This is a genomic window from Streptomyces sp. SCSIO 30461, from assembly GCF_037023745.1.
Lineage (GTDB): Bacteria > Actinomycetota > Actinomycetes > Streptomycetales > Streptomycetaceae > Streptomyces.
The window spans coordinates 4,514,417-4,540,066 of sequence record NZ_CP146101.1 but is presented as its reverse complement, the minus strand read 5'-3'; the positions used below and the strand labels follow the sequence as shown (position 1 = coordinate 4,540,066).

The window sequence follows — 25,650 nt, the reverse complement described above, 5'->3', positions numbered from 1 at the left end:
CGCGCGGCCCCGGGCCGTTTCGGTGGACCATTGACGCAGTCGAGTCGCGCCGACTAGCTTCACCATACGGATAGCTGATTCCGCTGGATGGAAACGGGAGGGTGTGCGGCGATGGGGCAGCAGGAGAAGGTGGCCACGAGCCTGGCAGGTGCGATCGGCGAGGCCATCGGCGCCTCTCTCGCTCCCGTGGACGCCGAGCTCGCCCGCCGCTATCCGGGAGACCCCGGGACCCGTCAGCCCGTGCACACCGTCTACGTACCGGGTGAGGCCTTCACCGCGGGCACCGTACGGTCCTGGGGCGACCAGGCGCTCGCAGCGCTGGACGAGCACGCCCCCGACGCCGAGGCACTGGCGAGGGTGCTGGGGCTCTCCGATGAGCTGGCAGGCCCCGTCCACGACCGAGTGAAGGCCAAGCTGGAGCGCGAGCCCATCGAGGACCTCCGGGTGGACTTCGAGGACGGCTACCGGGGCACCGACGAGGACACGGACGCCGCTCGTGCGGCGCGACTGCTCGCCGGTGGCGGCGCCGACACCGCCGCGCCGTACACGGGCATCCGGATGAAGTGCATGGAGGCGGCAGTCCGTGACCGGGGCATCCGCACCACGGACGTCTTCCTCAGCGGCCTGATCGCCCAGGGCGGACTGCCCGATGGCCTGGTCCTCACCCTCCCCAAGGTCACCTACCCCGAGCAGGTCACGGCTTTCGCGCGCCTCCTGGAAGCCTTCGAGAAGACGCACGGCCTTGCGGACGGCCGGATCTGCTTCGAGATCCAGATCGAGACCAGCCAGGCCATCCTCGGCGCCGACGGTACGGCCACCGTCGCCCGGATGATCGATGCGGCCGAAGGCAGGGCCACCGGTCTGCACTACGGCACCTTCGACTACAGCGCCTGCCTGGGCGTCAGTGCCGCGTACCAGGCAAGCGACCACCCCGTCGCGGACCATGCCAAGGCGGTCATGCAGGTCGCCGCCGCCGGTACCGGCGTGCGGGTCTCCGACGGCTCGACGAACGTGCTGCCCGTCGGCTCCACGGAGCACGTCCACGAGGCATGGCGCCTGCACTACGGCCTTACACGCCGCGCCCTCGCCCGTGCGTACTACCAGGGTTGGGACATGCACCCGGCCCATCTGCCCACTCGCTACGCCGCGGTCTTCGCCTTCTACCGTGAGGGCATGGCCGCCGCAGCCGCCCGGCTCGCCGCCTACGCGGCGAGGGCGGAAGGCGACATCATGGACGAGCCCGCCACGGCGAAGGCGCTCGGCGGCTATCTGGTGCGGGGGCTGGAGTGCGGAGCCTTGGACGAGTCGGAGGTCACCGGGCTGACCGGTCTGTCCCGCGCCGACATCGAGGCATACGCCCGCCCGCGCCGGGGCGGGCTCACCGCTGCCGCGAGTTGAGATCCGCCGCCGTGCGGCGGTACGGCGGCGGCCTCCTGGCTGAGTACCGCTCGGGGCGTGGCCGCGACCCGTGGGCGCAGGGCGTGCCGGATGACGGCGTGCCGGACGGGAACCGTCAACGCCGTGCCGCGTCCAGGAGTATCCGCGCCAGTGGGGCCGGCTGGGAGAACATCGGCCAGTGACCGGTGTCCATCTCGACCAGCCGCCATCGCTCGCCGGTCAGCAACCGGGCCGCACCATCGCTCGGCTCGGCACCGTCGAGCAGGCACTTGACGTACGTCGTCGGCAGCTCGCCCAGCGGCCGGACCAGCACCGCCGGGTCGGCAAGCGAGGCACCGGGGTGCGGTGTCGCTCCGCCCAGGATCCGGGCGACCTGCTCATCGCTCAGGCCCTGGCCCGCGAAGTCCCCCTCGGTCGGGGGTGCCCACCAGCCGTCGTTGCCTGCGATGGCGGCTTCCAGGGCCGCCGGACCCTCCCACCAGGTCGAGATGAACGACTCGCCGTCGGCCGGGACCTCGGAGTCGACGAAGAGCACGTGTGCCAGCCGGTCGCCCACCCGCGCGGCGGCCTGACCGACGGGGATGCCGGAGTAGCTGTGCCCGACCAGCACGACATCGCGCAGATCGAGGCGTTCGACCTCGTCGACGATGTCCCGGACGTGAGTCTGCGCCCCGACGGGCAGTGCCTGCTTGTCTGCGAGACCGGACAGCGTGAGCGGATGAACGCCGTGCCCGGCGTCACGCAACGCGGGCACCACGTCGTCCCACGCCCATGCTCCGAGCCACGCGCCTGCCACCAGTACGAAGTTCGCCATGGACCGCACCGTAGCGGAGAGGTGTGACAATGCCTCGTCGGTGGCGCGCCGGGTCTCGGAGCCGCCGTTCAACGCCTCGGCGGCACGTGCGCATTCACGATGCGCACGCCACGACGCGGTGACCATCATGGCCGACCACGAAGCGGTGGCGCGGTGTTTCGCGGCCGGAAGGCGGATCGCCTGACGGCGGACCCGTCCCGTGGTGTGCACCGCGCGTGCACTCGCGGTGCACGGGGACGGGTCCGCCTCGCATCCGTCGGCGTCCGCCTGACGGCCAACCGGACGGTCAGTCCACGACGTTGAACACCGTGGTGGTGCGTTCTTCGAGCAGACAGGCGTTCATCGGCTGGACGAGCGCTTCGTGCTCGGAGCTCAGCCGCCACCGCTTGATGGCTTCCATGTCCTCCCACTCGCTGGTGAGCAGCCACTGCGCGGGGTTCTCGGCCGAGCGGCACAGCTGCTCGCTGAGATGACCAGGACTTGCTGCGGCCCTTCTGCGTACTTGTTTGTACGCTCTGACGAAACCGTCCTCCATGCCCTCGCGGACATGGAGAAGTCTCACGACGCGGATACGGCCCGAATCCTGAGAGACAGCTATCGAAGGCTTCACAATCCCTCTCCCTCCGCCTCGGGGCGGAAATGCCGCCCCGAACCATTGTCTTGAGTGGTGAACCCAGTGCAACTTGTTGCGACTCTCCGTATTCGGTTGCGGGAGTGCCGCAGGTGTGCGGGGGAGCGGGTGCCGAGGTGGGGCCGGGTGGGCCGGAACAGCCCGGGAGGGGGCGCTGTCGCCGTGCGTGATGTCGCCGCGCGCCACCTCAGCGCGTCCCGGGCGCCGGGGGCACCTCGCCCGAGCCACGAGTCAGCAGCCGAGTCGCCAGCTCCACCCGGGCCGGTTCGTCCGCCACTCCGTCCAGGCGGCGGAACAGCCGCTCCGCCGCCGTGCGGCCGAGTGCCGCCGCGTCCTGGGCGATGACGGTGATCCCCAGCAGATCGGCGAGTTCGATGTCGTCGAACCCGACCAGCGCGACCGGTGTCTCCCGCCTCGCGAGCATCCGTACCGCGGTCACGGTCACCCGGTTGTTGCCCGCGAACAGCGCGGTCACCGGCTCCGGGCCCGTGAGCAGCTTCTCCACCACGGGCCCGACCCGTCCCGGTTCGGTCGAGCCGAGCGAGATCCAGCGCTCGTCCACCGGCAGCCCCGCGTCCTCCATCGCGGTGCGATAGCCCCGCAGTCGCTCCTGTGCCGTGTGGATACGGGGTTGGTCGCCGATGAACCCGATCCTCCGGTGCCCGTGTGCGATGAGATGCGCGACACCGTCGCGGGCTCCTCCGAAGCTGTCCGAAAGCACCACATCCGCGGAGATGCCTCCTGCGGGCCGGTCCACGAACACCGTGGCGATGCCCGCCTTGATCTCCGGCTCCAGGTAACGGTGGTCGTCTCCGGCCGGGATGACGATCAGCCCGTCCACGCGACGTGCGCACAGGGCGAGCACCAACTCCTGTTCGCGGTCGGGGTCCTCGGCGCTGGAGCCGTTGATCAGGAGCGCGCCGTGGGCTCGGGCGACCTCTTCGACCGCCCGGCTGAGCGGACCGTAGAAGGGGTCCGCGAGGTCCTCCAGGACCAGTCCCACCGAGGAAGTGCGGCCCTTGCGCAGCACGCGCGCGCTGTCGTTGCGCCGGAAGCCCAGCGCGTCGATGGCCTCCTGCACCTTGCGCTCGGTGTCGGGTGTGACGCCAGGCTCGCCGTTCACCACCCGTGAGACCGTCTTGAGCCCGACCCCGGCGCGCGCGGCCACGTCCTTCATCGTGGGCCGGGAGCCGTAGCGGTTGATCTCGGGTCGGCGGGCGAACTCGGCCACAGTGTGCTGTCCTTGTCCTTGTACGTGTGATGCGCCCGCCGTCGGCGGGCGGCGCGAGGAGCCAGCCCTGTGTGCTGCATGCCCCGTAAGTGCTGTCCCGCAATCCCCGGCGGGCGTACGACGCCGGCCACGACGCCTCACCGCGTTGCCGAGTCATCCGAATACGCCGGTATGAGGATGACCGTCCACCTGCGATGCCCTCGGCCCCAAAGGCCGGGGGAGACCCCGTGTGTCCGACGCCGTGCGCGTATCCGCTGGGGATTGCAGGAACGCCCCTGCCGCGCAAGGCTGTGGCGTCGAGCATAGGCCCTGGACAACGTTGTCAGCCCGATGGAGACTGGATGATCGAACCCGCAGGCCCGATTCCGTCCTGCGGTCAGTCGCTGGGAGATCGCTCACTTGATGCATAACGACCTCATCGCCGCGCTCGACATCGGTGGTACCAAGATCGCCGGCGCGCTTGTGGATGCCGACGGCGCGATCCTCCTGCGCGCCCAGCGGCCTACGCCCGCGCGAGAGGACGCCGAGACGGTGATGCGCGCGGTCGAAGCGGTGCTCGGGGAGCTCACGGCTTCGCCGCTGTGGCCGGGCGCGTCGGCCGTCGGTATCGGCAGCGCCGGTCCGGTGGACGCGTCCACCGGCACGGTCAGTCCTGTCAACGTGCCGGGCTGGCGCGGTTTTCCGCTGGTGGACCGGGTGCGTGCGGCAGCGGCCGGCCTTCCCGCCGAGTTGGTCGGTGACGGTGTCGCCATGACGGCAGCAGAACACTGGATCGGCGCCGCACGCGGGTATGGCGACGCTCTGTGCATGGTCGTCTCCACTGGAGTCGGTGGCGGCCTGGTGCTCGGCGGCCGGCTCCACCCGGGGCCGACCGGAAACGCGGGACACATCGGCCATATGACCGTTGAGCTCGACGGCGACCGATGTCCCTGCGGCGGAAGGGGCTGTGTGGAGCGGATCGCGAGCGGCCCCAATATCGCCCGCCGAGCGCTGGACAACGGCTGGCGCCCGGGCCCGGACGGTGACACGTCGGCAGCGGCGGTCGCCGCGTCGGCGGCGGCGGGCGACCCGGTCGCCGCCGCGTCCTTCGAACGCGCAGCCCAAGCGCTGGCCGCCGCGATCGCGGGGGTCGCGGCGCTTGTCGAGATCCGTATCGCCGTCATCGGAGGGGGAGTCGCCGGCGCCGGGGACGTGCTGTTCATCCCGCTGCGCAAGGCGCTCCACGACTACGCCGCGCTCTCCTTCACCCAGAACCTCGTGGTTGCCCCGGCACGCACCGGAACGGACGCGGGCCTGCTGGGAGCGGCGGCCGCGGTCCGATCGGCCCCCGGCCCGCGTGCTCCTGGACGCTGATCGTCGGCCGGGGTGACGCCGTGCCGCCCCCCGGCCGCGGCGCGCGCCGTCTCGGCCAGGTGCGGGTACTCCTCATGCGGCAGTCCCGCGATGGCGGATGTGCCCCCGCCCGAGAGCGGTCCGAGGTGTTCGAGCCGGAGCGCCCCGGTGGCATAGGCGACCAGCCCGCGCAGTGCGATGACGCGCCGCCCCCGTCGAAACCCGCCTCGGTGAGGATGCCGAGCACGGTCTCGGCCCAGCGAAGTCGGCTCGGCGACCGGTGGCGGTGGGCGATGGTCAGCCGCAGTACGGCCGGGTCGGTCCCACGCGTTCCCACAGGTGCTCCGTCATGACCGCGACGCGCTCCTGCCGCAGCCCGCCCCTGGCCGACGGTGTGGCGTCGACGGCACCGCGTACCGACTCGACGACAGGCGACTCCAGTTTGTCGCGATCGGCCACGTAGCCGTAGAGCGCCATGGTGATCTTGCCGAGTCCGGCAGCCGTGGCACGCATGGTCAGCCGGCCACGATTCCCGCGGTCGTGAATGACTGGCGTTGCGACGACCGATTGAGTCCAAGCAGTACAGCGCCCGCGAATTCGCCCGAGTATGTGCCGAGTTGGGGGTGAAGCAGTCCATGGGTGCGGTCGGCACCAGCGCGGACGACGCACTCGCCGAGTCGTTGAACGCGACCCTCAAACGCGAAACGCTCCGTGGCGACCGCCGCTTCGACGGGGCCCGCGCCTGCCGCCTGACGGTCTTACTGGCGTTGCACTCGGTGGGACACCATCCGCGACGACGGCGAGCGCGTCAACCACAAGCGGATCGCACACGTGATGCGGAGCATCACGCTCGCCGGGCTGCGGCTGCGTCGCAGGCACCGCACCGCGGTCGCGGACCCGGTAGTGGCGAAGGCTCCGGACCTGATCGGCCGTGACGTCACCGCGAGCGAGCCGGACACGAAGTACGTCGGTGACATCACCTATCTCCCGCTGGACGGTGGCAAGTTCCGCTACCTGGCCACCGTGATCGACCTTCGCCGCGAGGGACACGGAGCGGTTTGCCGCGGGTCCCGCCTCCCGGGGAGAACGTGGAGCGGGGCGGCCGGGCCTGCCGACCGCCGCCCCGCAACCATGCTCCGCCGTGCCCCAACGTTCGCCACCCTTCTCCCGGAACCCCAGGGATTCGGACACCGGCTGGCCCCGGCTGCGGCCGATGCGACAAGGATCAGACGACGTAGAGGATGTCCCAGTGGCTGGACTCCTTGGCGTAGACGTTGCCGGCGACCGACTTGTACATGGGTGCGCCGTCGCTACGCTTGCCGTCGTACTTCATGTTCTTCTTGATCCAGTCGTCCACGCACGTGTTCGGTCTGATGTCGACCTTGTAGCCGTTCCAGTGGCTGTACGTGCCGGAAGCGTGGCCCTTCTCAGTGCCGCCCGTGATGGTGATCCCACACTTGCTGAGGTTCTTGAAGCCTATGATGCCGTTGACGGTGGTCTTGTTGATCTGATCGAAGGAAGTGCACGTGGTCGTGTCGCGGTCGTTGCAATTCCCGCTCGACGTCCAGGTGATCCCCGCTTCCTTCAGCAACGCAGCAGCGGTGGCCTGATCGTACTTCGCCGGGGCGGCCGTAGCGGTTCCCCCAGCCGACAGGACGGCACCCAGGACTGCCAGCGAGCCAAGCACCGCCGCGACACTGCGCTTCTTCATCATCCGATTCCTTCCCTGCTGATGTCCCGGGCCTGTGCGCCGGAACGGGCCCAGTCTCCGTCGGTGAGAGGGGGGAGCAGCAGTGGCGAGACCGCCACCTGTCGACAAAATCCTGCCATGTCCGCTGACACGGGCATACGAATGGGTGAAGTTTCCCCGAGGCCGGGTGGTTAGCGTTTTCGCAGGTCACGCAAGGAGTGTTGACGGGGTCTCTACGCGACGCAACGGAGCTCGTTGGTACAGGCAGTCGTCCAAGACAGCTTGTCCCGAAGGAGCTCCGTTGCCCGGTCATTGTGTCCTGCCGCAGTCACTGGCGAACATCACCCGTTCGGTGACTGTGGCCGCAGGGCGGTTCGTGTCCGGCCACCTGCGAGAACTGACGCCGATCATGCCGTTCGAGCTGGTCGATGCGGTCTTGCCGGAGACTCGGACCGTGTAGCGCCGGCTGCGCGACTTGCCCTCATGGGTCAGCGTCTACATCCCTGTTGGCGATGCGTCTGTTCCCCGAGGGCGGCTACCGGCTCGTGTGGGACAAACTGGCGGCCGGCCTGCCGGGGATACCGGTTGTCCGCCCGAGCACGAGGGCGCTGCATGATCTGTGCCGAAGGCTCGGCAGCGCGCCGGTGCGGGCGTGGTTCGAGGTGCTGGCCGGGCCGTTGGCCTGGCCGACCACGCCGAGGGTGCGGTTCGGCCCATACCGGACGGGTCGTTCGACGGCTGCAGCTCGATCAAGGTGCCAGACAGCGAACGCAACCGGAGCTGGCTGGGACGGTGCCCGCACGGCGGGTATCCCCAGGTCGAGCCGATGACGCTGGCCAAGACCGGCACCCGGGCCGTGATCGCAGCGATCTTCGACCCCACCCGGGAGGGCGAAACCTGCTACACCACCAGGCTGTTGCACCATCTGGACCCCGGGATGCCGATGCTGTGGGACCGGAGTTTCGATTGCAACGGCTTCCTCACCGACGTGCACGCCACCGGCGCACAGGTCCTGGGCCGTATCCACCAGCGCAGCCGCCCACCGGTCCTCAAGCCGCTTGCCGACTCCTCCCTGCCTCTCGGCCATCGGCGGCGTCCCGGTGCGCATCATCGAAGCCCAAGTGCACGTCACCTGCACCGGTGGTGTCGCCTTCGACGGCCCCTACCGCCTGGTGACCACACTCCTGGACGCCCGCCGCTACCCCGCCGACCGCCTCGTGCACCTGTATCACGAACCTGACCATCCTGCAGGCAGAACCCGAACGGCTCTGGCGCTCACGGGCGATCGCCGAACTCCTCGGCGACGTCACCCTCGTCGTCACCTACCGACAACTCCCGCGCTGGACCGAGAAAGAAATGATCAAGACCCTCAACATCCGCACCGGGAAGCCCACTTGGCGCGAAGAACCGGCAGCCCGCCACCCGTTACCACGTGGGCAAAACGACCAGACGCCCCCGAGAGCGTCACAGAACGCAATCAATTCAAAACTCACAAACCATAAAAAACAAACTGAGACAGGGCCTGATTCATGACACTCCCTCGGCCTCACTCGGAGGCAAGAGCCAGCCGGGATGATGACCTGCGGTTGTTCCGTCGGGAGGAATGTGGTGGGGATCACTGGGACGCCTGAGGGGCGGCGGACAAGACTGGGTGTGGATTTTTCTTTGCATGCCCGGGTTCGGGCAGGAGACCCTGAGGCGTTCAGGGAGATGTTCCAAGATCATGCGCAGATGGTGTATCGCCATGCGGTGCGGGTGAGCGGTGACTGGGCGGTGGCCCAGGACGTCGTCTCGCTGACGTTTCTGGAGGCGTGGCGGCTTCGCGGCAAGCTGCGGGATGAAGGGGATACCCCGAGGCCCTGGCTGATGGGCATTGCGACGAATGTGCTGCGTAACGCGGCACGTGCGGCGCGGCGGCATGATCGCGTGGTGGCCCGTATACCGGCGGCGGAGGCCGTGCCGGACTTTGCCGACGAGTTGATCGGCCGGATAGCGGACGCTGAGCAGATTGCCGCGGCACAGGCGGTGCTCGCGCAGCTGCGCCGGGCTGAGCGGGAGGTGTTCACGCTGTGTGTGTGGTCCGGCCTCAGCTATGCGGAGGCGGCACAAGCCCTGGGTGTTCCGGTGGGAACGGTCCGTTCCCGGCTTGCCCGTGCGCGGTCGAGACTGCGCGACCTTGCCGAGCAGGAGCTGAGGAAGAGGCAGGCGGATCGAGAGAAGACGGAACCCGCAGCAGGAGGCGGACAAGTACAGGGTGGCTGCACCGAAGCGGCCCGGTCGAACAAGGAGAGGAACCGATGATCATCAATCCGTGGTGGCGGCAGGAACCGCTGGATCACACGGAGCTGGCCCGGCTGCTGCCTGCGCCCGGCGATCCGGTTCTCTCCAACGACCGCCAACACCTGCTTGAGGACTTCCTGATGAGCAACGTCACTGAGGACCCCCGTCCCGTCCGCCCCCGCCGCAGCCTGGCCGTGCGCCTGGCAGCCCCCGTAGCCCTGGCCGCTTGCCTGGCCGGAACTGTGCTTGCCCTCGGCCAGGCCACCCCTCACTCGGCTTCCCCGATCACGGCCACCGACCGTGCCACCGCGGACAACTTCCCTGAGCGGATCTCTACCGTGGCCTACACCCTGCAGCGTGAGCGGCGTGGAACCGTCACGGTGACCATTAGAGAGGCGGGTGCGCAGCCTGACCCGGCCCAGCTTCAGCGCGATCTGGAGCGCATGGGCGTGCCTGCCCGCGTCTACCAGGACGACCCGACCTGCCCGCTGGACAAGGGCGAGGATCCCAAACTCGGCTACACCCCCCTGGAGGCCATCGACTTCCAGATCCGCAACGGCGCCGCCACCGCCTCCATCCACCCCAGCCAGATCCCGGCAGGGACCCACTTGGAGATCCTCGTCACCCGTCCAGCCCAGTACACCGGCGATGTCTACGCTTACGCGTTCGGCGTGCGCCAGGGCAAGGCACCCGACTGCCGCCGCAGGTTTGAGGAGTTCCCAGCCCCCACGGCGACCTTCGAGAGAGGGATCGTTTCCGAACACCGCAACTGACCCTGTCACCCGCGGTACCGGACAGGCGCCCACAGCACACGATGGCGGAGCCGAGCACACGCGACAAGACCCGGCGCCTGGATGGTCTCTGAGATGCGGCGTCTCTCTCATTCCCTGATTACCGGCTGCTCGGTCGACCGAGCACGCTTTCCCGGCCACTCGTAACGCCGGTACTCAGTGGGCGTTAACGTGCGTGTTTCGCTTGCCCCGGTGTCCGGATCTTGAGTCCTTCGCGAAGACGCCCAGCGCCTCAGGGAGCAAAACGAGGCCACGGTCACCGAGGGCGTCGACGGGCTGGTGCGGCCACGGTCCTGCCCTGAGCCGACCGAGGCATCCTGGTGTCCGCCGCCCGACGGGTCTCGCCGGGCCGGGCGAGGACGACACAGTAAGGGTGCCGACCTACACTGGTACGCCACGCGTGGGTGACGGTGACCAGGCCGGGACGGGAGTGGACCGTGGTGAAGAGCGTCGGTGGCATGAAGGACCCCTCCGCCGAGGTCCTCGCGGAGGCGGCTGCCACCTTTGGGTTGCTGTCCGCCGCGCACCGGCTTCACATCGTCTGGGCACTGGCTCAGGGCGAGAGTGACGTCACGAACCTCGCCGAGCGCGTGGGGGGAGCACTCCCCGCGGTCAGCCAGCACCTGTCGAAGCTGAAGCTCGCCGGACTCGTACGGTCCCGCCGCGAGGGCCGCCGGCAGGTCTACTACATCGACAATCCCGATGTCGTCAGCATTGTCCAGATCATGGTCGGCCAGCTGTCCGTTCGCGCCGAAGAGGCTTCCGGCTCGGTGCACCGACTCCACGGGACCCGTGCTTAGGACTGCCACCGCCGCAGGAAAGGCCGCCGGAGCACCGTTGCACGCAGCCAGCCAGGCAGCGTGCAACGGTGCCGCCGGACTCGACGCGGCGACGGTGCTGCAGGTGCTCAGGCAGCTGGACTGCGGCCCGCGCGGACTGACCGAGGCCCAAGCGGCACTGCGCCTGGAGCTCTTCGGCGACAACGCACTCCCGGCGCGTCGAAGCCCGACCTGGCCGAGGTTGGTCGTCCGCGGACTGCGGGACCCGTTCACGGCCGTGCTGCTCGGCCTCGGAGCTGTGAGCGCCGCCGTGCAGGCCTGGGGGACCGCCTGTGTGATCCTCTTCCTCGTCGTCGTCAGCTGCGTGTTGCGCGCCGCCGGTGAGCACCGGGCGGACCGGTCGACGGCCGCGCTGCGTCGGCTCGTGAGCACCACGTCGACCGTGGTGCGGCGCGCAGGCGAGGACGCGCCCCCGAAGGCCAGGGAAGTCCCGGTGGACGAACTGGTCCCCGGTGACGTCGTCCGGCTCGGCCCGGGGGACGTGGTCCCCGCGGACGTGCGGCTGCTCCGCGCGAGCGGTCTGTCGGTCCACCAGTCCGCATTGACCGGCGAATCGACGCCTGCGGCGAAGTACGCCGTCGACATCCCGGCGTCGGGCGACGGCAGCGTGCTCGCACAGCCCCAGCTGTGCTTCCGGGGCAGTAGCGTCGCGTCCGGCAGCGGCACCGCCGTCGTCGTCGGGACGGGAGCGCGCACCTGCCTCGCAGCCACCGGCGGGGCTTCGGCGTGGCAGTGGGAGCCGAGTACCTTCGACCGGTCGGTGCACGGCATCTCGTGGATCCTCATCCGTTTCATGCTGCTTGCCCCGCCGCTCGTGCTGATGGCTAACGCGGCACTGCGCGGACGCGGTCTCGAAATGCTGCCGTTCGCCGTGGCCGTGGCGGTGGGGCTGACCCCGGAGATGCTGCCGGTCATCGTGACGACCTGCCTGGCGAGGGGCGCCGCGCACCTCGCCCGGGCACACTGTGTCATCGTCAAGCGGCTGCCGGCGTTGCACGACCTCGGTGCCGTCGAGGTGCTGTGCCTCGACAAGACCGGTACCCTCACGCAGGACCGGCCGATCGTGGAACGGTGTCTGGACGCGGTAGGCCGCGAAGACGTCGAGGTGCTGCGCTGGGCGGCCGTCAACGCCTGGTGGACTCTGCAACTCGCCGAGCTGCCCGCACCCGACGCCCTCGACGCGGCGGTCCTGGACGCGGCAGTCGAGGACGACGTCCTGGCATACGACGCCGTGGCGGCCGTACCCTTCGACCCGCAGCGCCGGCTCTCCACCGCGGTCGTCCGCACCCCAGGTCGCCTCGGAACCCACACGCTCGTGGTCAAGGGAGCGGTCGAAGAAGTCCTCGCGCGCTGCACGCCGGAGCAGGACGGGCACCGACGGCTGTCGTCCCTGGCTGCGGCCGCGGCCGAGGAGGGTTTGCGCGTACTCGCCGTCGCCACGTCAGAACGCCGTGCGCGTACCGGGCCCTACACAGCGTCCGATGAACACGGTCTGACCCTCCGCGGCTTGATCACCTTCCGCGACGCAGTCGCGCCGACCGCCGCCGGCGCGCTCGGCGCGCTCGCCGAGCAGGGCGTCTCCGTCAAGATCCTCACGGGTGATCATCCGGGCACCGCGGCCCGCGTCTGCCGGGACCTCGACCTTCCCAGCGGCCCGGACCACGTCCTGACCGCGGACCGCATCGACCGCCTCAGCGACGCCGACCTCGCCGAGCTCGTCCCCCGGACGACGGTCTTCGCCCGCTGCACCCCCGACCACAAGGCGCGCATCACAGCCGCCCTGCGGTCCACGGGCCGTACCGTCGGGTACCTCGGGGACGGCGTCAACGACCTGCCCGCCCTGCGCGCCGCCGACGTGGGCATCGCCCCTCGCGGTGCCACCGATGTGGCCCGCGAGAGCGCCGATGTGATCCTGGCCGAGAAGGACCTCACCGCGATCGGCCACGCTGTCAGGTCCGGCCGGTTCAGCGGTGGCAACATCGCCAGGTACTTGCGCGTCACGCTGTCGTCGAACCTCGGCAACGTCATCGCGATGCTGTCCGCCGGTCTGCTCCTGCCCTTTCTGCCGATGCTCCCCACACAGGTGCTGGTCCAGAACCTGTGCTTCGACACGGCTCAGCTCGCGTTCGCCTACGACCGCCCCGACCCGTCCGTGCTGCGCCGCCCGATCCGGCTGAGCCCCGGGGCCCTGCTCCGTTTCCTCACCGGCTTCGGAGCGCTCAACGCGCTTGCCGACCTGGCCACCTTCGGCGCTCTGGCGCTGTCCCTCCGAAGCGCGGGGGCGGGCGGCGACGAAGCGCTCTTCCACTCCGGCTGGTTCACCGAGAACCTGCTCACCCAGGCACTGGTGATGGTGATCCTGCGCACCGGCCACCGCCGCGTCGCGCGAGGTGCCCTCGGACCGGTCCAGTGGGCGGCGGCGGCGCTGGCCGTCGTGGGACTCGTCCTGCCGCCCTCACCGCTCGGGTCGGTGCTTGGCCTGAGCGCCCTGCCGCCCACCTACTATCTGCTTCTCGGCTGTGTTCTCGCCGTCTACGCCGCTGCCCTCCTCGCGGCCCGTGCACGTGACGAGCGCCGTCGCGCCGAGGCCGTCCGCCTCAGCGGGGCAGCGCCTCCTGCGACGTGACCGGTGCCATCCGTTGCGTGATGACCGGACGACGTCGGGGCAGGGGGTGGCTTCCCCCATGATCCTTCTGAGTAGAGAAGGGCCACCTTGTCATTCAACTGCCTCGAGGAGGCACGTTGTGAGTACACGGCGCTCATCAACAGCCCTCGTCGCCGTACATCGTGTGTTCCCAGTCGGTGACGGAGCCGCAGAACCGGGCCCACTCCTCAGCCTTGCAGATCCGGTGGAACTCGGACCGCCGCCGCCTTGGAGGTGGTGAAGTTTTGTCAGCGCAGGGGCGTTTTGGTCATGGCCGCCATACTGCCCTCGGTGCCCGCCGGCTCGGCCCGGCTGCGTGTGAACGCCACAGCCGCGCACCGTCCGGAGGACATCGACACCGGAAGCGCCATCATCGCCGATGCCGTGCGGGAAGTGGCCAGGACTGGCCGCTGAGCTGGAGTTGTGCACGAAGGCAGACCGGGCGCGCCAGCCCGAGACTTCCCCTGACGCTCCCGAAGGGCATCTGAGCAGTCCCTCCAACGGGGCGCGCTGCAGATGGCGACCGAGAACCCATCTGGAGGTACCCATGCACGCCGTCGTCATCGGACCCGTCTCATCGGGGCTCTGCTACCCGGCGGCTGCGGCAGGTCGCGGGATGCGCGTCAGCGTCATCTCGGTCGCGCGTGCTCCGTATGTGATTCCCGACGATGTCCTCAGCACTATCGACGACCTGGTGCGCATCGACTGCTGGGACATCGGCCAGATCCTCGCCGCAGCCCGTGGACTGCACCGGCGCCACCCCATCGACGCGGTGGTGGCCGGCGACGAATTCCTCGTGGAGACCACCGCAGTGGTCGCGGCGAGTCCGGGCCTTCATGGCCTGTCGGCTCAAGCTCGCCGGGCGGTACGGGACAAGCGCGTCATGCGCGAGCGCCTCAAGGCGGCGGGAGCCCGGGTGCCCGGTTTCGCCCGGCCATGTTCCGGTCGACCTGCCGCGTCTGGCGGCAGAGAGTGTGGTGGGCACGGACATCGTCGACTCCGCTGTTGCCCAGCTGCACGACCGCCGGCTCGCGACGGTGACGAACAACCTACTGGTTCTCACTGATGAGGGCCGTAACACGAAGGCAGGGCTCGAACGCGCCCGGCATCAGGCCCTGGCCGCCCTGCTCGGTGACTGGGATCCGGAAGAGCATGCCGACCTGGCGATGCTTCTGAGCGGACTCGGTGAACGGCCACTGGGAGACGAGGAGGGTCGCACATGACCGGAAGAGAACATATCGGGTATGGGTGGGGCTTCCCCGGGATTCCCCGTGCGCCTGGAACCACCGCGAGCACGTGACACGGCTGATGCGCCTACCGGGCTGCCTCTCCGGGCCGATCCAACTGCCGGCGGTGCCAGGGGCGGGGCGGTGTCCGGCGGTCACGGCACGGTGGGAACCCGGTCTCCGGTTCGAGGGCGGCCTTGCTCCTCCGCCGAGCCCGGCGGTGAAGTGCGCGAGACGCCTCGTGCACGCCTGCACGCGGGCACTCGTACCATCGGAGGGACACTCGTGCGACGGCGTACCGCCAGCACCGGTCCACTTGAGGGAGGGGTCGATGCCGCGACAGCCTGACCTGGCCAAACGCCGGGACCTTCTCGACCGGATCCGCGCTTACGTGATACGAAACGGTGTGTCGGACCTTTCCCTCCGCCCGCTCGGCCGGGCCGTGGGGGTGAGCGACAGGATGCTCCTCTACTACTTCGGCTCCAAAGAACGCCTGATCACGGAAGTCCTGGCCAGGGACGAGCAGCGCCCTCTCGTGCGCATCCGTAGATTGCTCGAGTCCACAGGCCCGCCCGAGGACGCCGCGGGCATGCGTAAGCTCATGGAGGAGGTGTGGCGGCAGTTCACGGCCCCCGGCGTCCGCGCCGCCTTCCCGCTCTATGTTGATGTGCTGGCAGGCAGCCTGCTCCATCCTGACCGGTACGGGCCGGTCACGCGCGACGTCATCACGCAGTGGACAGAGCTCCTGGCCTCGGCACTCCTAGGCGTCGGCTTCCCGGAAGAGCGCGCCAAGGACCACGCCACCCTCCTCATCGACGCCACAATCGGCCTTCTTCTCGCGCCCCTGGCCGATGGTCAATGGGACCGTGCGGACAGGGCCTACCGGGCCCTCCTCGACGGCCTCGAACCTGCCTGGCAGTCTGCCCGGAACCTGCCGGCGGACACATGACGCGTGGGGCCCACTATCGGCAGCAGCATGACCGTCATCACGGCCACCACGGTGACGGCGGTGCCGGCGACACCACAGGTGAGGGCGGCCACAGGGGCCACCGTCGCGTAGTAGGCACCGAGCTGTACCGTCCCGTCCGTGGAACTGAGCGACGATGAGCGCGGCGAGCACCCCGGCAGGCAGCAGACGCAACCACATCGGCGGCATGGCAATCCGCAGCATCCTGTCTTCGGCCGGATCAATGCCCATTGAAGCACCGTTCCGGCCGAGCAGGTCCGCTGCTGCCAGCCCTGGCGCTCGGCGGAACGCAGGGCCGGCACACTCCGCACAGCAAGGTGTGAGTACAGGCTGTGAGCGCGGTGCCCGCCGTCAGACGGTCGCCGGGCGGGCGAAGGCCCATCCGACATGGTGTCGAGCCCCTTTGCGCATCAGCGACACGGTGCCCATGGCACGGGAAGCGCCCGGCCCGGTCAAGCGGTCACGACCTCACCGTCGGCACTTCGAACCACGTGGTCTTGCCTGTGGGGGTGCGGCAGCTGCCCCATACGTCCGCGAGCACATCGAGGATCACCATCCCCCGCCCGCCTTCGGCCTCGTCGTCGGCCGGCGCACACATCGGACTGACGCTGCTGGTGTCCTCCACTTCGCAGCGCAGACGGCCGTCATGGACCAACAGATTGAGTCGCAGAGGGCCGCGCGTGTGACGCACCGCGTTGGTGACCAGTTCGCTGACCAGGAGCTCGGCGGTACTGTCCACATCCCGCAGAGCCCACTCGTCGAACTGCGCGGCCACCAGGGTCCGCGCACGGTGGGGCGACGCCAGGTCCCTCGACAGGGACCATGACGCCTCCCGGTCTGCGGTGCCGTTGCGAGAGGTGCCCGACGATCTCACCGGCTGCCGACGGAACACGCGGCCCAAGGCCCGCTTCCGCCCCCGCGACTCACGCCGTAGGCGGCGGACTCGCTGCAGCATCCCCCGACAGGGCGCGGCGGAGATCGCGTCATGGCCGGTGATCTCAAAGGCCATGGGAACCAGAACCTTCCAAAGCGTTGACGAAGTGTGTCCGGCTGGCCGAACCGGATCCCGTCGATCAAGCGGTCGGGTGGACGTCCAGCATTCACGTAGCATGTGCAACATTCACGGGATGCCCGTAGCACGCGCTACGTCAAACATGTGAGCGGAAAGAATTTCTGATACGCGTGATGAGCGGTTCGACTCGAGTGCAAGGCGTTGTCAGTCGGCGGCCCTGCCGACGGCGCGGATCAGGCAGCGCGTCGAGGACGTCGGCGAGGTCCAAAGCAGGCGGTCGGGATCCTCGGAGATGGAGCCCGCATCGTGGTGAAAGTAGCGGAACACAGCGGCAATCAGCAAGGATGGCACTGGTTGCGATGAGGCGTCAGACACCTCCGTCATCACGAACCGCTTCCGTCAGTAGATCACCTGACCACAGCCCGACAACCCACCCTCACCCGGCAGTTCAGGACGTCTCGCCGCCCGAGAGCGCACGAGCCCGGGGGGCAGGGGAGGGCTGGGCGCAATGCGCTGTCCTGGTGGATGGTGCGCCGTCGACCGGGCCTCACCCTCCTGACCCGAAGGTCAGGTCCGAGCACGGATCGTCGTCTGCCGAACGTGTGCTGTTCGGCACCGACGGGGGGACGGCGTTCGGAGCCTCTGAGCCGGCGACCGGGTTCGTGTAGTTCCTGCCGAGGACGACCTTTATGCCCGCGCTGGGTCCGGCCGTGAGCTCGGCCCCGGGGAAGAGGTCGGCGACCTGTCGGGCCTGTGCCTTGAGACGCGAGTCGAACTCGACGACAGTGGTCGAGTGGTCCTGGGTGCTGGCGTTGGCGGTACGGGTGACAGTGAATCCGTGCCGGGTGAGCGTCGAGGCTGCGCGGGCGGCCAGGCCCTCGGTGGTGGTTCCGTTGTAGACGGCGACATCGACTTTCTTCGCGGGCGTGTCCGTGCGGGCACCCGGTGGCGGAGCTGAGGCTGCCCCGTCCTTCGTGGCGCCCGTGTCCTCGCCGTCGACCGTGCGGTCGGCCCTGAGCGCCGCCCACAGTTCGGAGGCATCCGGCTCGACGATCGCGACCCGCGAGCCCTCGTACCGCCAGGGTATGGTGACGAACTTCGTGTTGTGGAGGTCGATGTCCTTCAACGACACCGCGAATGAGACCAGTTTGTCCACCGTCCCCAACCCGGGGTCGACGGTCAACGACTTGGTGGCGGCGTCGGCGAGGGGCAACAGTTTGGTCGGGGTGAGCCCGTCGCTCTTCACCTTGGTGAACAGACTCGCCAAGAAAGCCTGCTGGCGCTTGATGCGCCCGATGTCGGAGCCGTCGCCGATACCGTGCCGGATGCGTACGTAGTCAAGTGCCTTCTCCCCGGACACGTCCTGCCGCCCTTTGATGAACAGCCGCTTGCCCCGGGTGGCGCGGTGGGGATTGAGGTCGCTCTCGTAGACGTCCTTCGGGAGGCAGACCGTGACCCCGCCCACGACGTCCGTGAGCGCTGTGAAGCCCTTGAAGTCCATCACCACGGTGTGGTCGACACGGAGCCCCGTCAGGTTCTCGACCGTGTTCTGGGTGCACGCGGGGTTGCCCTCGGGGGCGTTGCCGACGGAGTAGGCCGCGTTGAACATCGCATTCCGCTGCGTCTTCGTCCAGCTGCCGTCGGGCCGCCTGCACGGGGGAATTGCGACCAATGTGTCGCGGGGAATCGACACGGCTACCGCGTGCCGGTGGTCGGCGTGGACATGCAGAAGCAACGCGGTGTCGGAGCGACCCACGTCGTCCCGTTCGCCGCCACCGAATTCGCTGTTCCCGTTGGTGCGTGCGTCGGATCCGATGACCAGGACGTTCTCGCCCTTCGATACATCGGCAGTCGGACGGTTCTTGGAGACGCCGTCGGCGTCGAAGATGTCGAAGTTGCGGTTCAGCTTCAGGTAGACCCATCCCAGCCCCGCCGTGCCGAGCACCGCCACGGCCAGCACGACGAGGAGTGGGGTGCGCAGCGGGCGGCGAGGGCGACACCTTCGTGCGCCGGTGCCGCGGGACCGTCCGCGGCGGGGTGGCTCGGTGCCGCCCGCGCGGCGGGACGGGACGGCGTGGTGACTCGTCGGCATGGTTGTGGCCCCTCATCCGTCGTACTGCTACGGAGGGAAGACCCCCCATTGCTTGTATAGTTGCGCAATATAGCAATCATGTGGATGGGAATACCGGCCGAGTGTCCCGTCCGAGGAGAAGGGAAGGTGGCGCGATGCTCCGCAACGGCCTGGAACCCTGGCACCTGCTGATCGTGGTCCTCGTCGTCGTTGTGCTGTTCGGGTCCAGGAAACTGCCTGACACCGCACGTGCGCTGGGCAAGTCCATACGGATTCTCAAGAGCGAGGCCAAGGCCATGAGGGCCGACGACGCGACGCCGCAGCCCGCGGAGTCGTTCTCGGGTGGCGAGAGTGGGGCACCGGTCCCGCGCGTGGTCAAGGATGCCCCGGGGGCGGGTGTGGCCGGCGCTCCTCCCGTGGACGACGGCAACGGTGCCCGCTGATGCCGGGAAGCTCGCGGGCTCGACCGCGCACGGTGTGTCGCCCGTCGCTCGGTCCGTGGGTCGGGGTGGAGGCCTCGGCGCTCGGCGGTCCGTGTGGCGCCACGACCTGCGGTCGAGTGGTCTTCGGGGCGCTCGGCGGGGGTAGGCCGGACGCCCCCTGCTGATAACTTGCTATATTGCGCAACTGAAAGAGCGTGACGGTGGGGGGTGCCCTCTCGTCATGCCTCGGATCGACGAGGGGCTCCACAGCGGACACGAGCCGAGTCGGAGGGGGCCGCACCGCGTCCGCGTCGCGGTTCTCACCCACTGGGATGGCGGCGGGCCGATGCCACGCGAAACCACCGGCGCGGCACGGCGCCGATACGAACGGCTCCGATGGCGGACCTCCCGTTGCTGTTCCGCGCGTCCTGCACACCTCTGGAGGAAATCCCAAGATGCCCACCGTGCGACGGGGCGGTGCACGTGCGTGCACGATCGCCGTCCTGGCTGTGCTGCTGCTCGCCGTCACGGGCCTCCTGCCCGCAACCGCTCATGCGGCGAGTGGTGTGGAGGCCGTCGCTGACGCGTTGAGGAAGAGCCCTGTCTACGTCGACCCGCGGGCCGCGGAGCAGTTGCCGGGGACGTACGCCGAAGCCCTCGCGGAACGCATCAGGAACGCGAACAAACCGGTCTTCGTCGCCGTGCTGCCGAGCACGCCCGAGTACCCCCGAGTGTCGGTGCTGTCATCGGTGCGGGCCCTCACGCGCATCACCGGCGTCTACGCCATCCACCTCGGTGACGGCTTCAACGCCGGTGCCGACCCGAGCGTCATGTCCCAGAACGCGGTCGACAACCTCAAGAACGCCGTGCGCCCTTCCGTACACGATCCCGAGACCGAACTCGACGCCTTCGTCGACCAGGCGCTGAAGCAGGCCAAGGGCAACGCCCCCGCCTCCTGGGCGAACGGCAGCGGGGAAGACCGCTCCGGAGCGGCATCGGCATGGATCGCCGGAGGCGTGCTGGTGGTCTGTGGCGGTGGCGCCTACGCCCTGCACCGGCGGGCCGACAAGAAGCGCGCCACTCGGGAGCGGGACGAACTGGACGCCCTGCGTATCCTTGTGGACGAGGACATCACGGCATTCGGAGAGGAACTGGACGGAGCTGCGTTCTCGCCTTCGCATCCCGAAGCGACGGACTCCATGCGCGATGACTACACCTACGCGCTGGACATGTACGACACGGCCAAGGAGCAGATCGCCTCGGCCGCCCGCCCGGCAGACATCCAACCGGTCACGAAGACCCTCGCCGAGGGGCGGTTCGCGCTCGCGACGCTGGAAGCCCGCCGCACCGGCGCCCCGCTACCCCAGCGCCGCCTGCCGTGCTTCTTCGACCCGCGCCACGGTCCCTCGGTCACCGACACCTTCTGGTCCCCGCCGTACGGCACCGCACGGCCGGTGCCCACCTGCGCCGCCGATGCGGCACGCATCCACTCGGGACAGGACCCGGCCGCTCGTATGGTGGTCACCCAGCAAGGGCCGAAGCCTTACTGGGACGCAGGTCCCGCCTATGCCCCTTGGGCCGGTGGCTACTTCGGAGGAGCAGGCGGGGTTCTCACGGGACTCCTCGTGGGTACGGCTCTCGGCTCCGTGCTCGGCGCCCCGGCCGCCTTCGCGGTAGCAGACCTCCTCGACGATCAGCACTTTCCGGATGGCGGTGAGTTCAGCGGAGCGGACTTCGATCCGGCCGACTACGGGGGAGGGCCAGCCGGCACCGGGTTCGGAGCAGATACGGGAGACGGGTTCGGGGGAGGGGACTGGTGACCGCGTGCCCGCCCAGCGCTGCGGACGCCGAAAGCCGTGCTGCCGGCGCCGTGGCCACGGCCGTCGGACCGGTCGAGCGGAGCAGGGCCCGGGGTGTGGCGTACGGCTCCCTGGCGTCCTCGGAGGCCGCCGAGCGAAGAGGGCGTGGATGCTGACCGATCTGAGTCCCCTCAAGCTCCTCCTCCTGTCGGTCGTCGCCGTCCTGGTCCTCGGGCCGGAGCGACTACCCGCGCTCGTCCGGAGTGCGACGGCGGTGTTGCGGAAGGTGCGCTCCTTCGCCGACGACGCCGAGCGTGAGATTCGGAGTGAACTGGGGCCGGAGTACCAGGATTTCGCCTTCGAGGACCTCCATCCCAGGGCATTCGTGCGCAAGCACCTTGTGGAAGGCGGTGAAGGGCTCCGACTCGCCGAGGCCGCGGACCGCCTTGACGTGCGCAAGGACCTCAGGGAAGTCGGTGACGCCCTGGGCGAGGTGGCTGACGCATGTCTGCGGGACGCAGGCCAACGACCGGGCTCGTTCACCAAGGCCGCACCGGAGACGACACCGACCGGTCCGCGGTTCGACGACGAGGCAACGTGAGAGTTGCGTGACCGGTTGATTGCGCAGGCGGCTCGCTCCCGCGCCCCTTGCGATGCCGTGCGAAGCGTGGTCGCGCCGACGCTCGGGGCATGCCGTGACGGGCCGTGCGCTCCCGCGCTCCCGGCATCGCCCCCGCTGCTTTCACCGGTACGCGGCTACGGGAACTCACAACGGTCGGAATCCGACCAACTGGAGGTGGCGTGTGCACTCGTCTGATCGGAGCCACTTCGCCTTCCGCCCTGGCCGAGGTCGCGCTGACCCGTCACCGCAGCACGGGGCAAGGTGGGGCGTACCGCGACGAAGTGGCGTCGGCGGCCGTTCCGGCAGGCGGCGGGCTCTCCATGTCCCCACACGGTGTGGGCCTCAACCCTGCGGCCCAGGACGGGACTGCGACCGGGCGACATCGTGCCGTCCATACTCAAGTTCGAGCATGGCGGGACCGTCAGGGCCGTCGCCGTGGTGGTCCGCCCGGGCTCGACGTCCTCCTGAAGACCCCGTCAGCGGTCGTGGAGCGACCGTGCAACGCGGCCGCACCCTGCGGAGGCCCGGGTGAGGGCCCGCCGGCGCCCTCGGTCTGCTGCGGCTGTCCCGGCGGGGACCGCCCGGAAGACCGTGCCACGCGGGACCCTGAGCCGGGCGCGGTCCGGGCGGAGTGCCGTTCGCGGTGCGACCGGAGCCGAATGAGACGCTCCCGGGGTCCTTCCGCCCTACGGTCCTGATGCGCCGTGCGCACGAGGCGCCTTCCTGGTGGCCGAACACGCGCCGGGCCCTCGGGACTCGTTCCTGACGGCCGTTCCCGAAATCCTCCTCGCGGGACGTGGGCCCTCCAGTCGTTCACCGATCGCGTCCACCGGGGACCAGTGCGCTCGTGGAGCGCCGGACGGGGCAGACCATCGAGGCGAGCGTGGCAGTCTGCCGGACGCCAACTCCCCGTGGTATTCATCGATGAGAACGCTCTGCCGCCCCGCACCTCAATGTGCCCAGGATCATATGATCAGGTTTGAGTCGGCAACGGGGGCCGGGCACGTACCCATGCACGACGACGAACGTCAGGATGCGAGGATGAGGCGTCATGACTGCCGGGTGGTGTTCACGCACCCTGAGAGCCGCTGTGTTCGCGGCCGTATGCGTGCTGCTCGCCGCCCTCGGTCACACGATGATGTCCGCGGACTCCGTGCCCGAGTGGACGCTGGCCGGTGGATTCCTCGCAGCCGGCGTCCTGGGCTGGTGCCTGGCGAGCCGTGAGCGGGGACTGCTGTCGGTCGTGACCGTGGTGGTCACCGTCCAGACCGCACTGCACACCGCCTTTTCCCTCACACAGTCCCGGGCTGCCGCCGTCGGCCACACCCCACATGCAGCCGCTTCCGTCCATCAGGGTCACCACCCCATGGGTGCAGGCGGCACCGGCCAGGACCACCCGGGCGCTGTGGAGAGGATGGCGGCGAACCACGGGCACGGCGCCTCAATCGAGCATGCGGGCGACGCCTCCCTCTTGGGTGGCGTGGCTGACGTGGGCCACTCCGGCCATACGCATTACCTGGACGTGCTGTTCGGAGACACGTCGTCCCTGGGCATGCTCGTCGCCCACCTTCTGGCGGCGTTGCTCGCCGGGCTGTGGCTGGCCCACGGTGAGCGGGCTGCGTTCCGTATCCTGCGTGCGCTCGCCGGATGGCTGACCGCGCCGCTGCGGCTGCTGTCGGCGCTGCCCGTACCTCCGTATCGCCCGCGGCTGCGCCGCCGTCGCGGCCCATCGTCCCCGTCGCGTCTGCTGCCCCTGGTGTACGCGATCGTCTCCCGGGGGCCGCCCGCGGGATTCGCTGTCGTGTGACGACAGCCGGATCCCCGAGGCGGCCCGAGTGCCCCTCGGGCACCGGTCACTGACCCGCGCCGCGCGGAGAGTGACCGCTCCCCACACCGGTCCCAGGCTCAGCGGTGCCTTCGCGTGCCCTGGTCCTGATCCCGGCTGACCCGAGAAGGACACCAGGTGATCTCTTCTGCCCTGCCCGCTTCATGGGAGACGACGGAGAAGGCGCCATCGCTCGACGAGACGATCACTTCCTGGGCGCTCGCCGCCCGTGGTGGTGACGCCGACGCCGTCGAGCGCTTCGTTCGCGCCCTGCACCGCGACGTCGTCCGCTACGTCGCCCATCTGTGCGGTGATCCCCAGTCGGCCGACGACCTCGCGCAGGACACGTTCCTGCGCGCACTCGGCAGCCTGCATCGCTTCGAAGGACGCTCGTCGGCCCGTGCCTGGCTGCTGTCCATCGCCCGGCGTGCGGTGATCGACAGCTACCGCTACGCGGCCGCGAGGCCGCGCCTGTACGCGCTACCGGACTGGCAACTCGCGGTCGAACGTGCCCAGCCCGGCGATGTGCCGGGCTTCGACGAGGGCGTCGCGCTGCTCGAACTCCTGGCGGGCCTGCCGCAGGAGCGGCGGGAAGCGTTCGTCCTCACCCAGATGCTCGGGCTGCCCTATGCGGAAGCTGCCGAACTGAGCGAATGCCCGATCGGCACGGTGCGCTCCCGCGTAGCCCGCGCCCGGGCCAAGCTCACCGAGCAGCTCGCCGAATCGGAAGAGCTGGCCGCTCCCGTTCCGGCGGCATGACTCGGGAGGGCGCCGGCGCGTACACGGACGCGCCGACGCCCACATCCCGGCCGGACCGGAGCTCGACGCCGTGGCTCCCGAGTGGCGGGCGGCGACGCGGGGGCCGGATGGGGTACGCCGAGGGGCGACGCCGTTCGCCACAAACCGGGAACTCACCGGTCACTTGTTCCGACTAGTAGACCGGGTGGCGGAGTTTCATCCTCATATACCAAGTGAATTCTGGAGACTCTCATGCGTTCTCGTGTGTGGTGTGGTTCGGCGGTCGCGGTGCTCGGCCTCCTCACGGCGGGTTGCGGTGGCGGCAACGACACCGAGAACAAGGGAACGGAGAAGTCCGCTGCCGGTGGTGGCTTCCCCGTGACCGTCACCGACTGCATGGACGCCAAGACCACGTTCGACGACGCCCCGAAGAAGATCGTCACCAGCAACGCCTCCAGCCTGGAACTCCTGCTCCGGCTCGGAGCGGGCGACAAGGTGATCGGCACCGGATTCCCGCCCGGCAAGGGCGCGCTGCCCGGCGAGTTGGACGCGCAGGCGCAGAAGGTCAAGGTGCTCAGCCAGACGGTCATCCCCAAGGAGAAGCTCCTCGGCTCCGGCGCCGACCTGTACATCGACACCTTCGCCTCGATGGCGGGAATGGGCGGCGGCATGGGTGACGCGCCGACCGAGGAGGAGTTCAAGGCCGCCGGTATCAAGCATGTCTACCTCAGGTCCACCGCCTGCGCGGCGATGAGCAAGAGCCCGGCGAAGGACCTGTCCGCTGTCGAGAACGACATCACCTCCCTCGGGGCCGTCACCGGCACGAGTGCCAAGGCGAAGGAACTCGTCGCCGGTATGAAGCAGCAGGTGGACGCCGTTCAGAAGGCAGTCGGCGGGACCGCGGAGAACGCGCGGCCGACCTACTTCTTCTTCGACTTCGACGCGGGGACCAAGCAGCCGATCGCCGTGTGCAACCGCCAGGTCGCCAACGCCGTGATCACCCTGGCGGGCGCCCGCAACGTGTTCGCCGACTGCGACGGCGACTTCAAGCAGGTCAGCTGGGAGGACGTGGTGTCAGGGAACCCGGACTGGATCCAGCTCGGCGTGCGCAATCGCGGCAGTGAGGCGGCCAATCAGAAGGCGTTCGACGAGGCGCAGAAGTGGCTCGAGGGCAACCCCGCCACCAAGGGCCTGAAGGCCGTGGAGGAAGGCCACCTCCTGCGCATCGGCTCCGAGCGCACCACCATCGCGGGAGTGGAGAACGCCGCCACGGTCCACGAGATCGCCAAGGCCATCCACCCGGGCAAGGCCAAGTAGT

25 protein-coding genes are annotated in these 25,650 nt (G+C 69.4%); 18 read left to right on the top strand and 7 right to left on the bottom strand.

Annotation, left to right across the window (positions count from 1 at the left end; translation table 11 throughout):
* The first annotated feature begins 111 nt into the window (after positions 1–111).
* Positions 112–1,398, top strand: a complete 1,287-nt coding sequence (locus tag V1460_RS20135; RefSeq protein ID WP_338675039.1) for a DUF6986 family protein — start codon at positions 112–114, stop codon at positions 1,396–1,398.
* A 115-nt stretch (positions 1,399–1,513) separates the two neighbouring features.
* On the opposite strand, the gene V1460_RS20130 is transcribed toward V1460_RS20135, so the two are convergent.
* Positions 1,514–2,212, bottom strand: coding sequence for an alpha/beta hydrolase (locus V1460_RS20130; RefSeq protein WP_338675038.1), 699 nt, complete (start codon positions 2,210–2,212; stop codon positions 1,514–1,516).
* On the opposite strand from V1460_RS20130, the gene V1460_RS20125 reads away from it, so the two are divergent.
* Positions 2,211–2,396 (top strand): hypothetical protein, encoded by a 186-nt coding sequence (locus V1460_RS20125; protein ID WP_338675037.1) that lies wholly within the window; start codon positions 2,211–2,213, stop codon positions 2,394–2,396. The genes V1460_RS20130 and V1460_RS20125 overlap by 2 nt on opposite strands.
* 102 nt (positions 2,397–2,498) lie before the next feature.
* On the opposite strand, the gene V1460_RS20120 is transcribed toward V1460_RS20125, so the two are convergent.
* Positions 2,499–2,774: an antibiotic biosynthesis monooxygenase family protein gene (locus V1460_RS20120; protein WP_338675036.1), complete on the bottom strand. Its 276-nt coding sequence runs from the start codon at positions 2,772–2,774 to the stop codon at positions 2,499–2,501.
* 256 nt (positions 2,775–3,030) lie between these two features.
* Entirely contained in the window at positions 3,031–4,020 is a 990-nt protein-coding gene (locus V1460_RS20115; RefSeq protein ID WP_338678124.1) for a LacI family DNA-binding transcriptional regulator, read from the bottom strand.
* 456 nt (positions 4,021–4,476) lie between these two features.
* Between V1460_RS20115 and V1460_RS20110 the strand changes: the two genes are divergently transcribed.
* Positions 4,477–5,427 carry an ROK family protein gene (locus tag V1460_RS20110; protein ID WP_338675035.1) on the top strand — a complete coding sequence of 317 codons (951 nt, stop codon included), beginning with the start codon at positions 4,477–4,479 and terminating at the stop codon, positions 5,425–5,427.
* Between the two features lie 276 nt (positions 5,428–5,703).
* Here the strand turns inward: V1460_RS20110 and V1460_RS20105 are convergent, their stop codons facing one another.
* Positions 5,704–5,919: a hypothetical protein gene (locus V1460_RS20105; RefSeq protein ID WP_338675034.1), complete on the bottom strand. Its 216-nt coding sequence runs from the start codon at positions 5,917–5,919 to the stop codon at positions 5,704–5,706.
* Positions 5,920–6,631: 712 nt separating this feature from the next.
* Positions 6,632–7,120: a hypothetical protein gene (locus tag V1460_RS20095; protein ID WP_338675033.1), complete on the bottom strand. Its 489-nt coding sequence runs from the start codon at positions 7,118–7,120 to the stop codon at positions 6,632–6,634.
* A 277-nt stretch (positions 7,121–7,397) separates the two neighbouring features.
* On the opposite strand from V1460_RS20095, the gene V1460_RS20090 reads away from it, so the two are divergent.
* The 9 genes from V1460_RS20090 to V1460_RS20055 all read left to right on the top strand — a co-directional run bounded on the left by V1460_RS20090 (position 7,398) and on the right by V1460_RS20055 (position 15,825).
* Positions 7,398–7,556 carry a hypothetical protein gene (locus V1460_RS20090; protein WP_338675032.1) on the top strand — a complete coding sequence of 53 codons (159 nt, stop codon included), beginning with the start codon at positions 7,398–7,400 and terminating at the stop codon, positions 7,554–7,556.
* A complete protein-coding gene (locus V1460_RS36445; RefSeq protein ID WP_407077498.1) occupies positions 7,525–7,926 on the top strand; it encodes a transposase domain-containing protein in 402 nt (133 codons plus the stop codon). Before V1460_RS20090 ends, V1460_RS36445 begins: the two co-directional genes overlap by 32 nt.
* 823 nt (positions 7,927–8,749) lie before the next feature.
* Positions 8,750–9,397, top strand: coding sequence for an RNA polymerase sigma factor (locus V1460_RS20085; protein ID WP_338678123.1), 648 nt, complete (start codon positions 8,750–8,752; stop codon positions 9,395–9,397).
* Positions 9,394–10,149, top strand: coding sequence for a hypothetical protein (locus V1460_RS20080; protein ID WP_338675031.1), 756 nt, complete (start codon positions 9,394–9,396; stop codon positions 10,147–10,149). The genes V1460_RS20085 and V1460_RS20080 overlap by 4 nt, the downstream gene beginning before the upstream one ends.
* 476 nt (positions 10,150–10,625) lie before the next feature.
* Positions 10,626–10,967, top strand: a complete 342-nt coding sequence (locus V1460_RS20075) for a metalloregulator ArsR/SmtB family transcription factor (RefSeq protein ID WP_338675030.1) — start codon at positions 10,626–10,628, stop codon at positions 10,965–10,967.
* Positions 10,960–13,632: a magnesium-translocating P-type ATPase gene (gene mgtA, locus V1460_RS20070; RefSeq protein ID WP_407077497.1), complete on the top strand. Its 2,673-nt coding sequence runs from the start codon at positions 10,960–10,962 to the stop codon at positions 13,630–13,632. Before V1460_RS20075 ends, mgtA begins: the two co-directional genes overlap by 8 nt.
* Positions 13,633–13,920: 288 nt before the next feature.
* The gene (locus V1460_RS20065) at positions 13,921–14,064 is read left to right on the top strand and encodes a hypothetical protein (RefSeq protein ID WP_338675028.1); all 144 of its coding nucleotides are present in this window, start codon (positions 13,921–13,923) and stop codon (positions 14,062–14,064) included.
* A 563-nt stretch (positions 14,065–14,627) separates the two neighbouring features.
* Complete coding sequence (locus V1460_RS20060; protein WP_338675027.1) at positions 14,628–14,873, top strand: hypothetical protein; 246 nt, start codon at positions 14,628–14,630, stop codon at positions 14,871–14,873.
* 334 nt (positions 14,874–15,207) lie between these two features.
* The gene (locus V1460_RS20055) at positions 15,208–15,825 is read left to right on the top strand and encodes a TetR/AcrR family transcriptional regulator (RefSeq protein WP_338675026.1); all 618 of its coding nucleotides are present in this window, start codon (positions 15,208–15,210) and stop codon (positions 15,823–15,825) included.
* 478 nt (positions 15,826–16,303) lie between these two features.
* On the opposite strand, the gene V1460_RS20050 is transcribed toward V1460_RS20055, so the two are convergent.
* Complete coding sequence (locus tag V1460_RS20050) at positions 16,304–16,852, bottom strand: ATP-binding protein (RefSeq protein WP_338675025.1); 549 nt, start codon at positions 16,850–16,852, stop codon at positions 16,304–16,306.
* Between the two features lie 550 nt (positions 16,853–17,402).
* A complete protein-coding gene (locus tag V1460_RS20045) occupies positions 17,403–18,947 on the bottom strand; it encodes an LCP family protein (RefSeq protein WP_338675024.1) in 1,545 nt (514 codons plus the stop codon).
* Between the two features lie 134 nt (positions 18,948–19,081).
* On the opposite strand from V1460_RS20045, the gene tatA reads away from it, so the two are divergent.
* The 6 genes from tatA (at position 19,082) to V1460_RS20015 (ending at position 25,649) form a co-directional block, all read left to right on the top strand.
* A complete protein-coding gene (gene tatA / locus V1460_RS20040) occupies positions 19,082–19,369 on the top strand; it encodes a Sec-independent protein translocase subunit TatA (RefSeq protein ID WP_338675023.1) in 288 nt (95 codons plus the stop codon).
* A 434-nt stretch (positions 19,370–19,803) separates the two neighbouring features.
* Positions 19,804–21,168: a hypothetical protein gene (locus V1460_RS20035; RefSeq protein ID WP_338675022.1), complete on the top strand. Its 1,365-nt coding sequence runs from the start codon at positions 19,804–19,806 to the stop codon at positions 21,166–21,168.
* A 148-nt stretch (positions 21,169–21,316) separates the two neighbouring features.
* A complete protein-coding gene (locus V1460_RS20030) occupies positions 21,317–21,748 on the top strand; it encodes a sec-independent translocase (protein WP_338675021.1) in 432 nt (143 codons plus the stop codon).
* Between the two features lie 1,072 nt (positions 21,749–22,820).
* A complete protein-coding gene (locus V1460_RS20025) occupies positions 22,821–23,576 on the top strand; it encodes a hypothetical protein (RefSeq protein WP_338675020.1) in 756 nt (251 codons plus the stop codon).
* A 156-nt stretch (positions 23,577–23,732) separates the two neighbouring features.
* A complete protein-coding gene (locus V1460_RS20020) occupies positions 23,733–24,353 on the top strand; it encodes a sigma-70 family RNA polymerase sigma factor (RefSeq protein ID WP_338675019.1) in 621 nt (206 codons plus the stop codon).
* A 231-nt stretch (positions 24,354–24,584) separates the two neighbouring features.
* Positions 24,585–25,649 (top strand): ABC transporter substrate-binding protein, encoded by a 1,065-nt coding sequence (locus V1460_RS20015; RefSeq protein ID WP_338675018.1) that lies wholly within the window; start codon positions 24,585–24,587, stop codon positions 25,647–25,649.
* Position 25,650: the final 1 nt, after the last annotated feature.

Excerpts from the sequence above, each read along its gene's own strand:
- V1460_RS20135 (WP_338675039.1), top strand. The coding sequence starts at position 112 with ATGGGGCAGCAGGAGAAGGTGGCCACGAGCCTGGCAGGTGCGATCGGC.
- V1460_RS20125 (WP_338675037.1), top strand. The coding sequence starts at position 2,211 with ATGGACCGCACCGTAGCGGAGAGGTGTGACAATGCCTCGTCGGTGGCG.
- V1460_RS20130 (WP_338675038.1), bottom strand. The coding sequence starts at position 2,212 with ATGGCGAACTTCGTACTGGTGGCAGGCGCGTGGCTCGGAGCATGGGCG.
- V1460_RS20115 (WP_338678124.1), bottom strand. The coding sequence starts at position 4,020 with ATGAAGGACGTGGCCGCGCGCGCCGGGGTCGGGCTCAAGACGGTCTCA.
- V1460_RS20110 (WP_338675035.1), top strand. The coding sequence starts at position 4,477 with ATGCATAACGACCTCATCGCCGCGCTCGACATCGGTGGTACCAAGATC.
- V1460_RS20105 (WP_338675034.1), bottom strand. The coding sequence starts at position 5,919 with ATGCGTGCCACGGCTGCCGGACTCGGCAAGATCACCATGGCGCTCTAC.
- V1460_RS20095 (WP_338675033.1), bottom strand. The coding sequence starts at position 7,120 with ATGATGAAGAAGCGCAGTGTCGCGGCGGTGCTTGGCTCGCTGGCAGTC.
- V1460_RS36445 (WP_407077498.1), top strand. The coding sequence starts at position 7,525 with ATGCGGTCTTGCCGGAGACTCGGACCGTGTAGCGCCGGCTGCGCGACT.
- V1460_RS20080 (WP_338675031.1), top strand. The coding sequence starts at position 9,394 with ATGATCATCAATCCGTGGTGGCGGCAGGAACCGCTGGATCACACGGAG.
- V1460_RS20075 (WP_338675030.1), top strand. The coding sequence starts at position 10,626 with ATGAAGGACCCCTCCGCCGAGGTCCTCGCGGAGGCGGCTGCCACCTTT.
- V1460_RS20065 (WP_338675028.1), top strand. The coding sequence starts at position 13,921 with ATGGCCGCCATACTGCCCTCGGTGCCCGCCGGCTCGGCCCGGCTGCGT.
- V1460_RS20055 (WP_338675026.1), top strand. The coding sequence starts at position 15,208 with ATGCCGCGACAGCCTGACCTGGCCAAACGCCGGGACCTTCTCGACCGG.
- V1460_RS20050 (WP_338675025.1), bottom strand. The coding sequence starts at position 16,852 with ATGGCCTTTGAGATCACCGGCCATGACGCGATCTCCGCCGCGCCCTGT.
- V1460_RS20045 (WP_338675024.1), bottom strand. The coding sequence starts at position 18,947 with ATGCCGACGAGTCACCACGCCGTCCCGTCCCGCCGCGCGGGCGGCACC.
- tatA (WP_338675023.1), top strand. The coding sequence starts at position 19,082 with ATGCTCCGCAACGGCCTGGAACCCTGGCACCTGCTGATCGTGGTCCTC.
- V1460_RS20035 (WP_338675022.1), top strand. The coding sequence starts at position 19,804 with ATGCCCACCGTGCGACGGGGCGGTGCACGTGCGTGCACGATCGCCGTC.
- V1460_RS20030 (WP_338675021.1), top strand. The coding sequence starts at position 21,317 with ATGCTGACCGATCTGAGTCCCCTCAAGCTCCTCCTCCTGTCGGTCGTC.
- V1460_RS20025 (WP_338675020.1), top strand. The coding sequence starts at position 22,821 with ATGACTGCCGGGTGGTGTTCACGCACCCTGAGAGCCGCTGTGTTCGCG.
- V1460_RS20015 (WP_338675018.1), top strand. The coding sequence starts at position 24,585 with ATGCGTTCTCGTGTGTGGTGTGGTTCGGCGGTCGCGGTGCTCGGCCTC.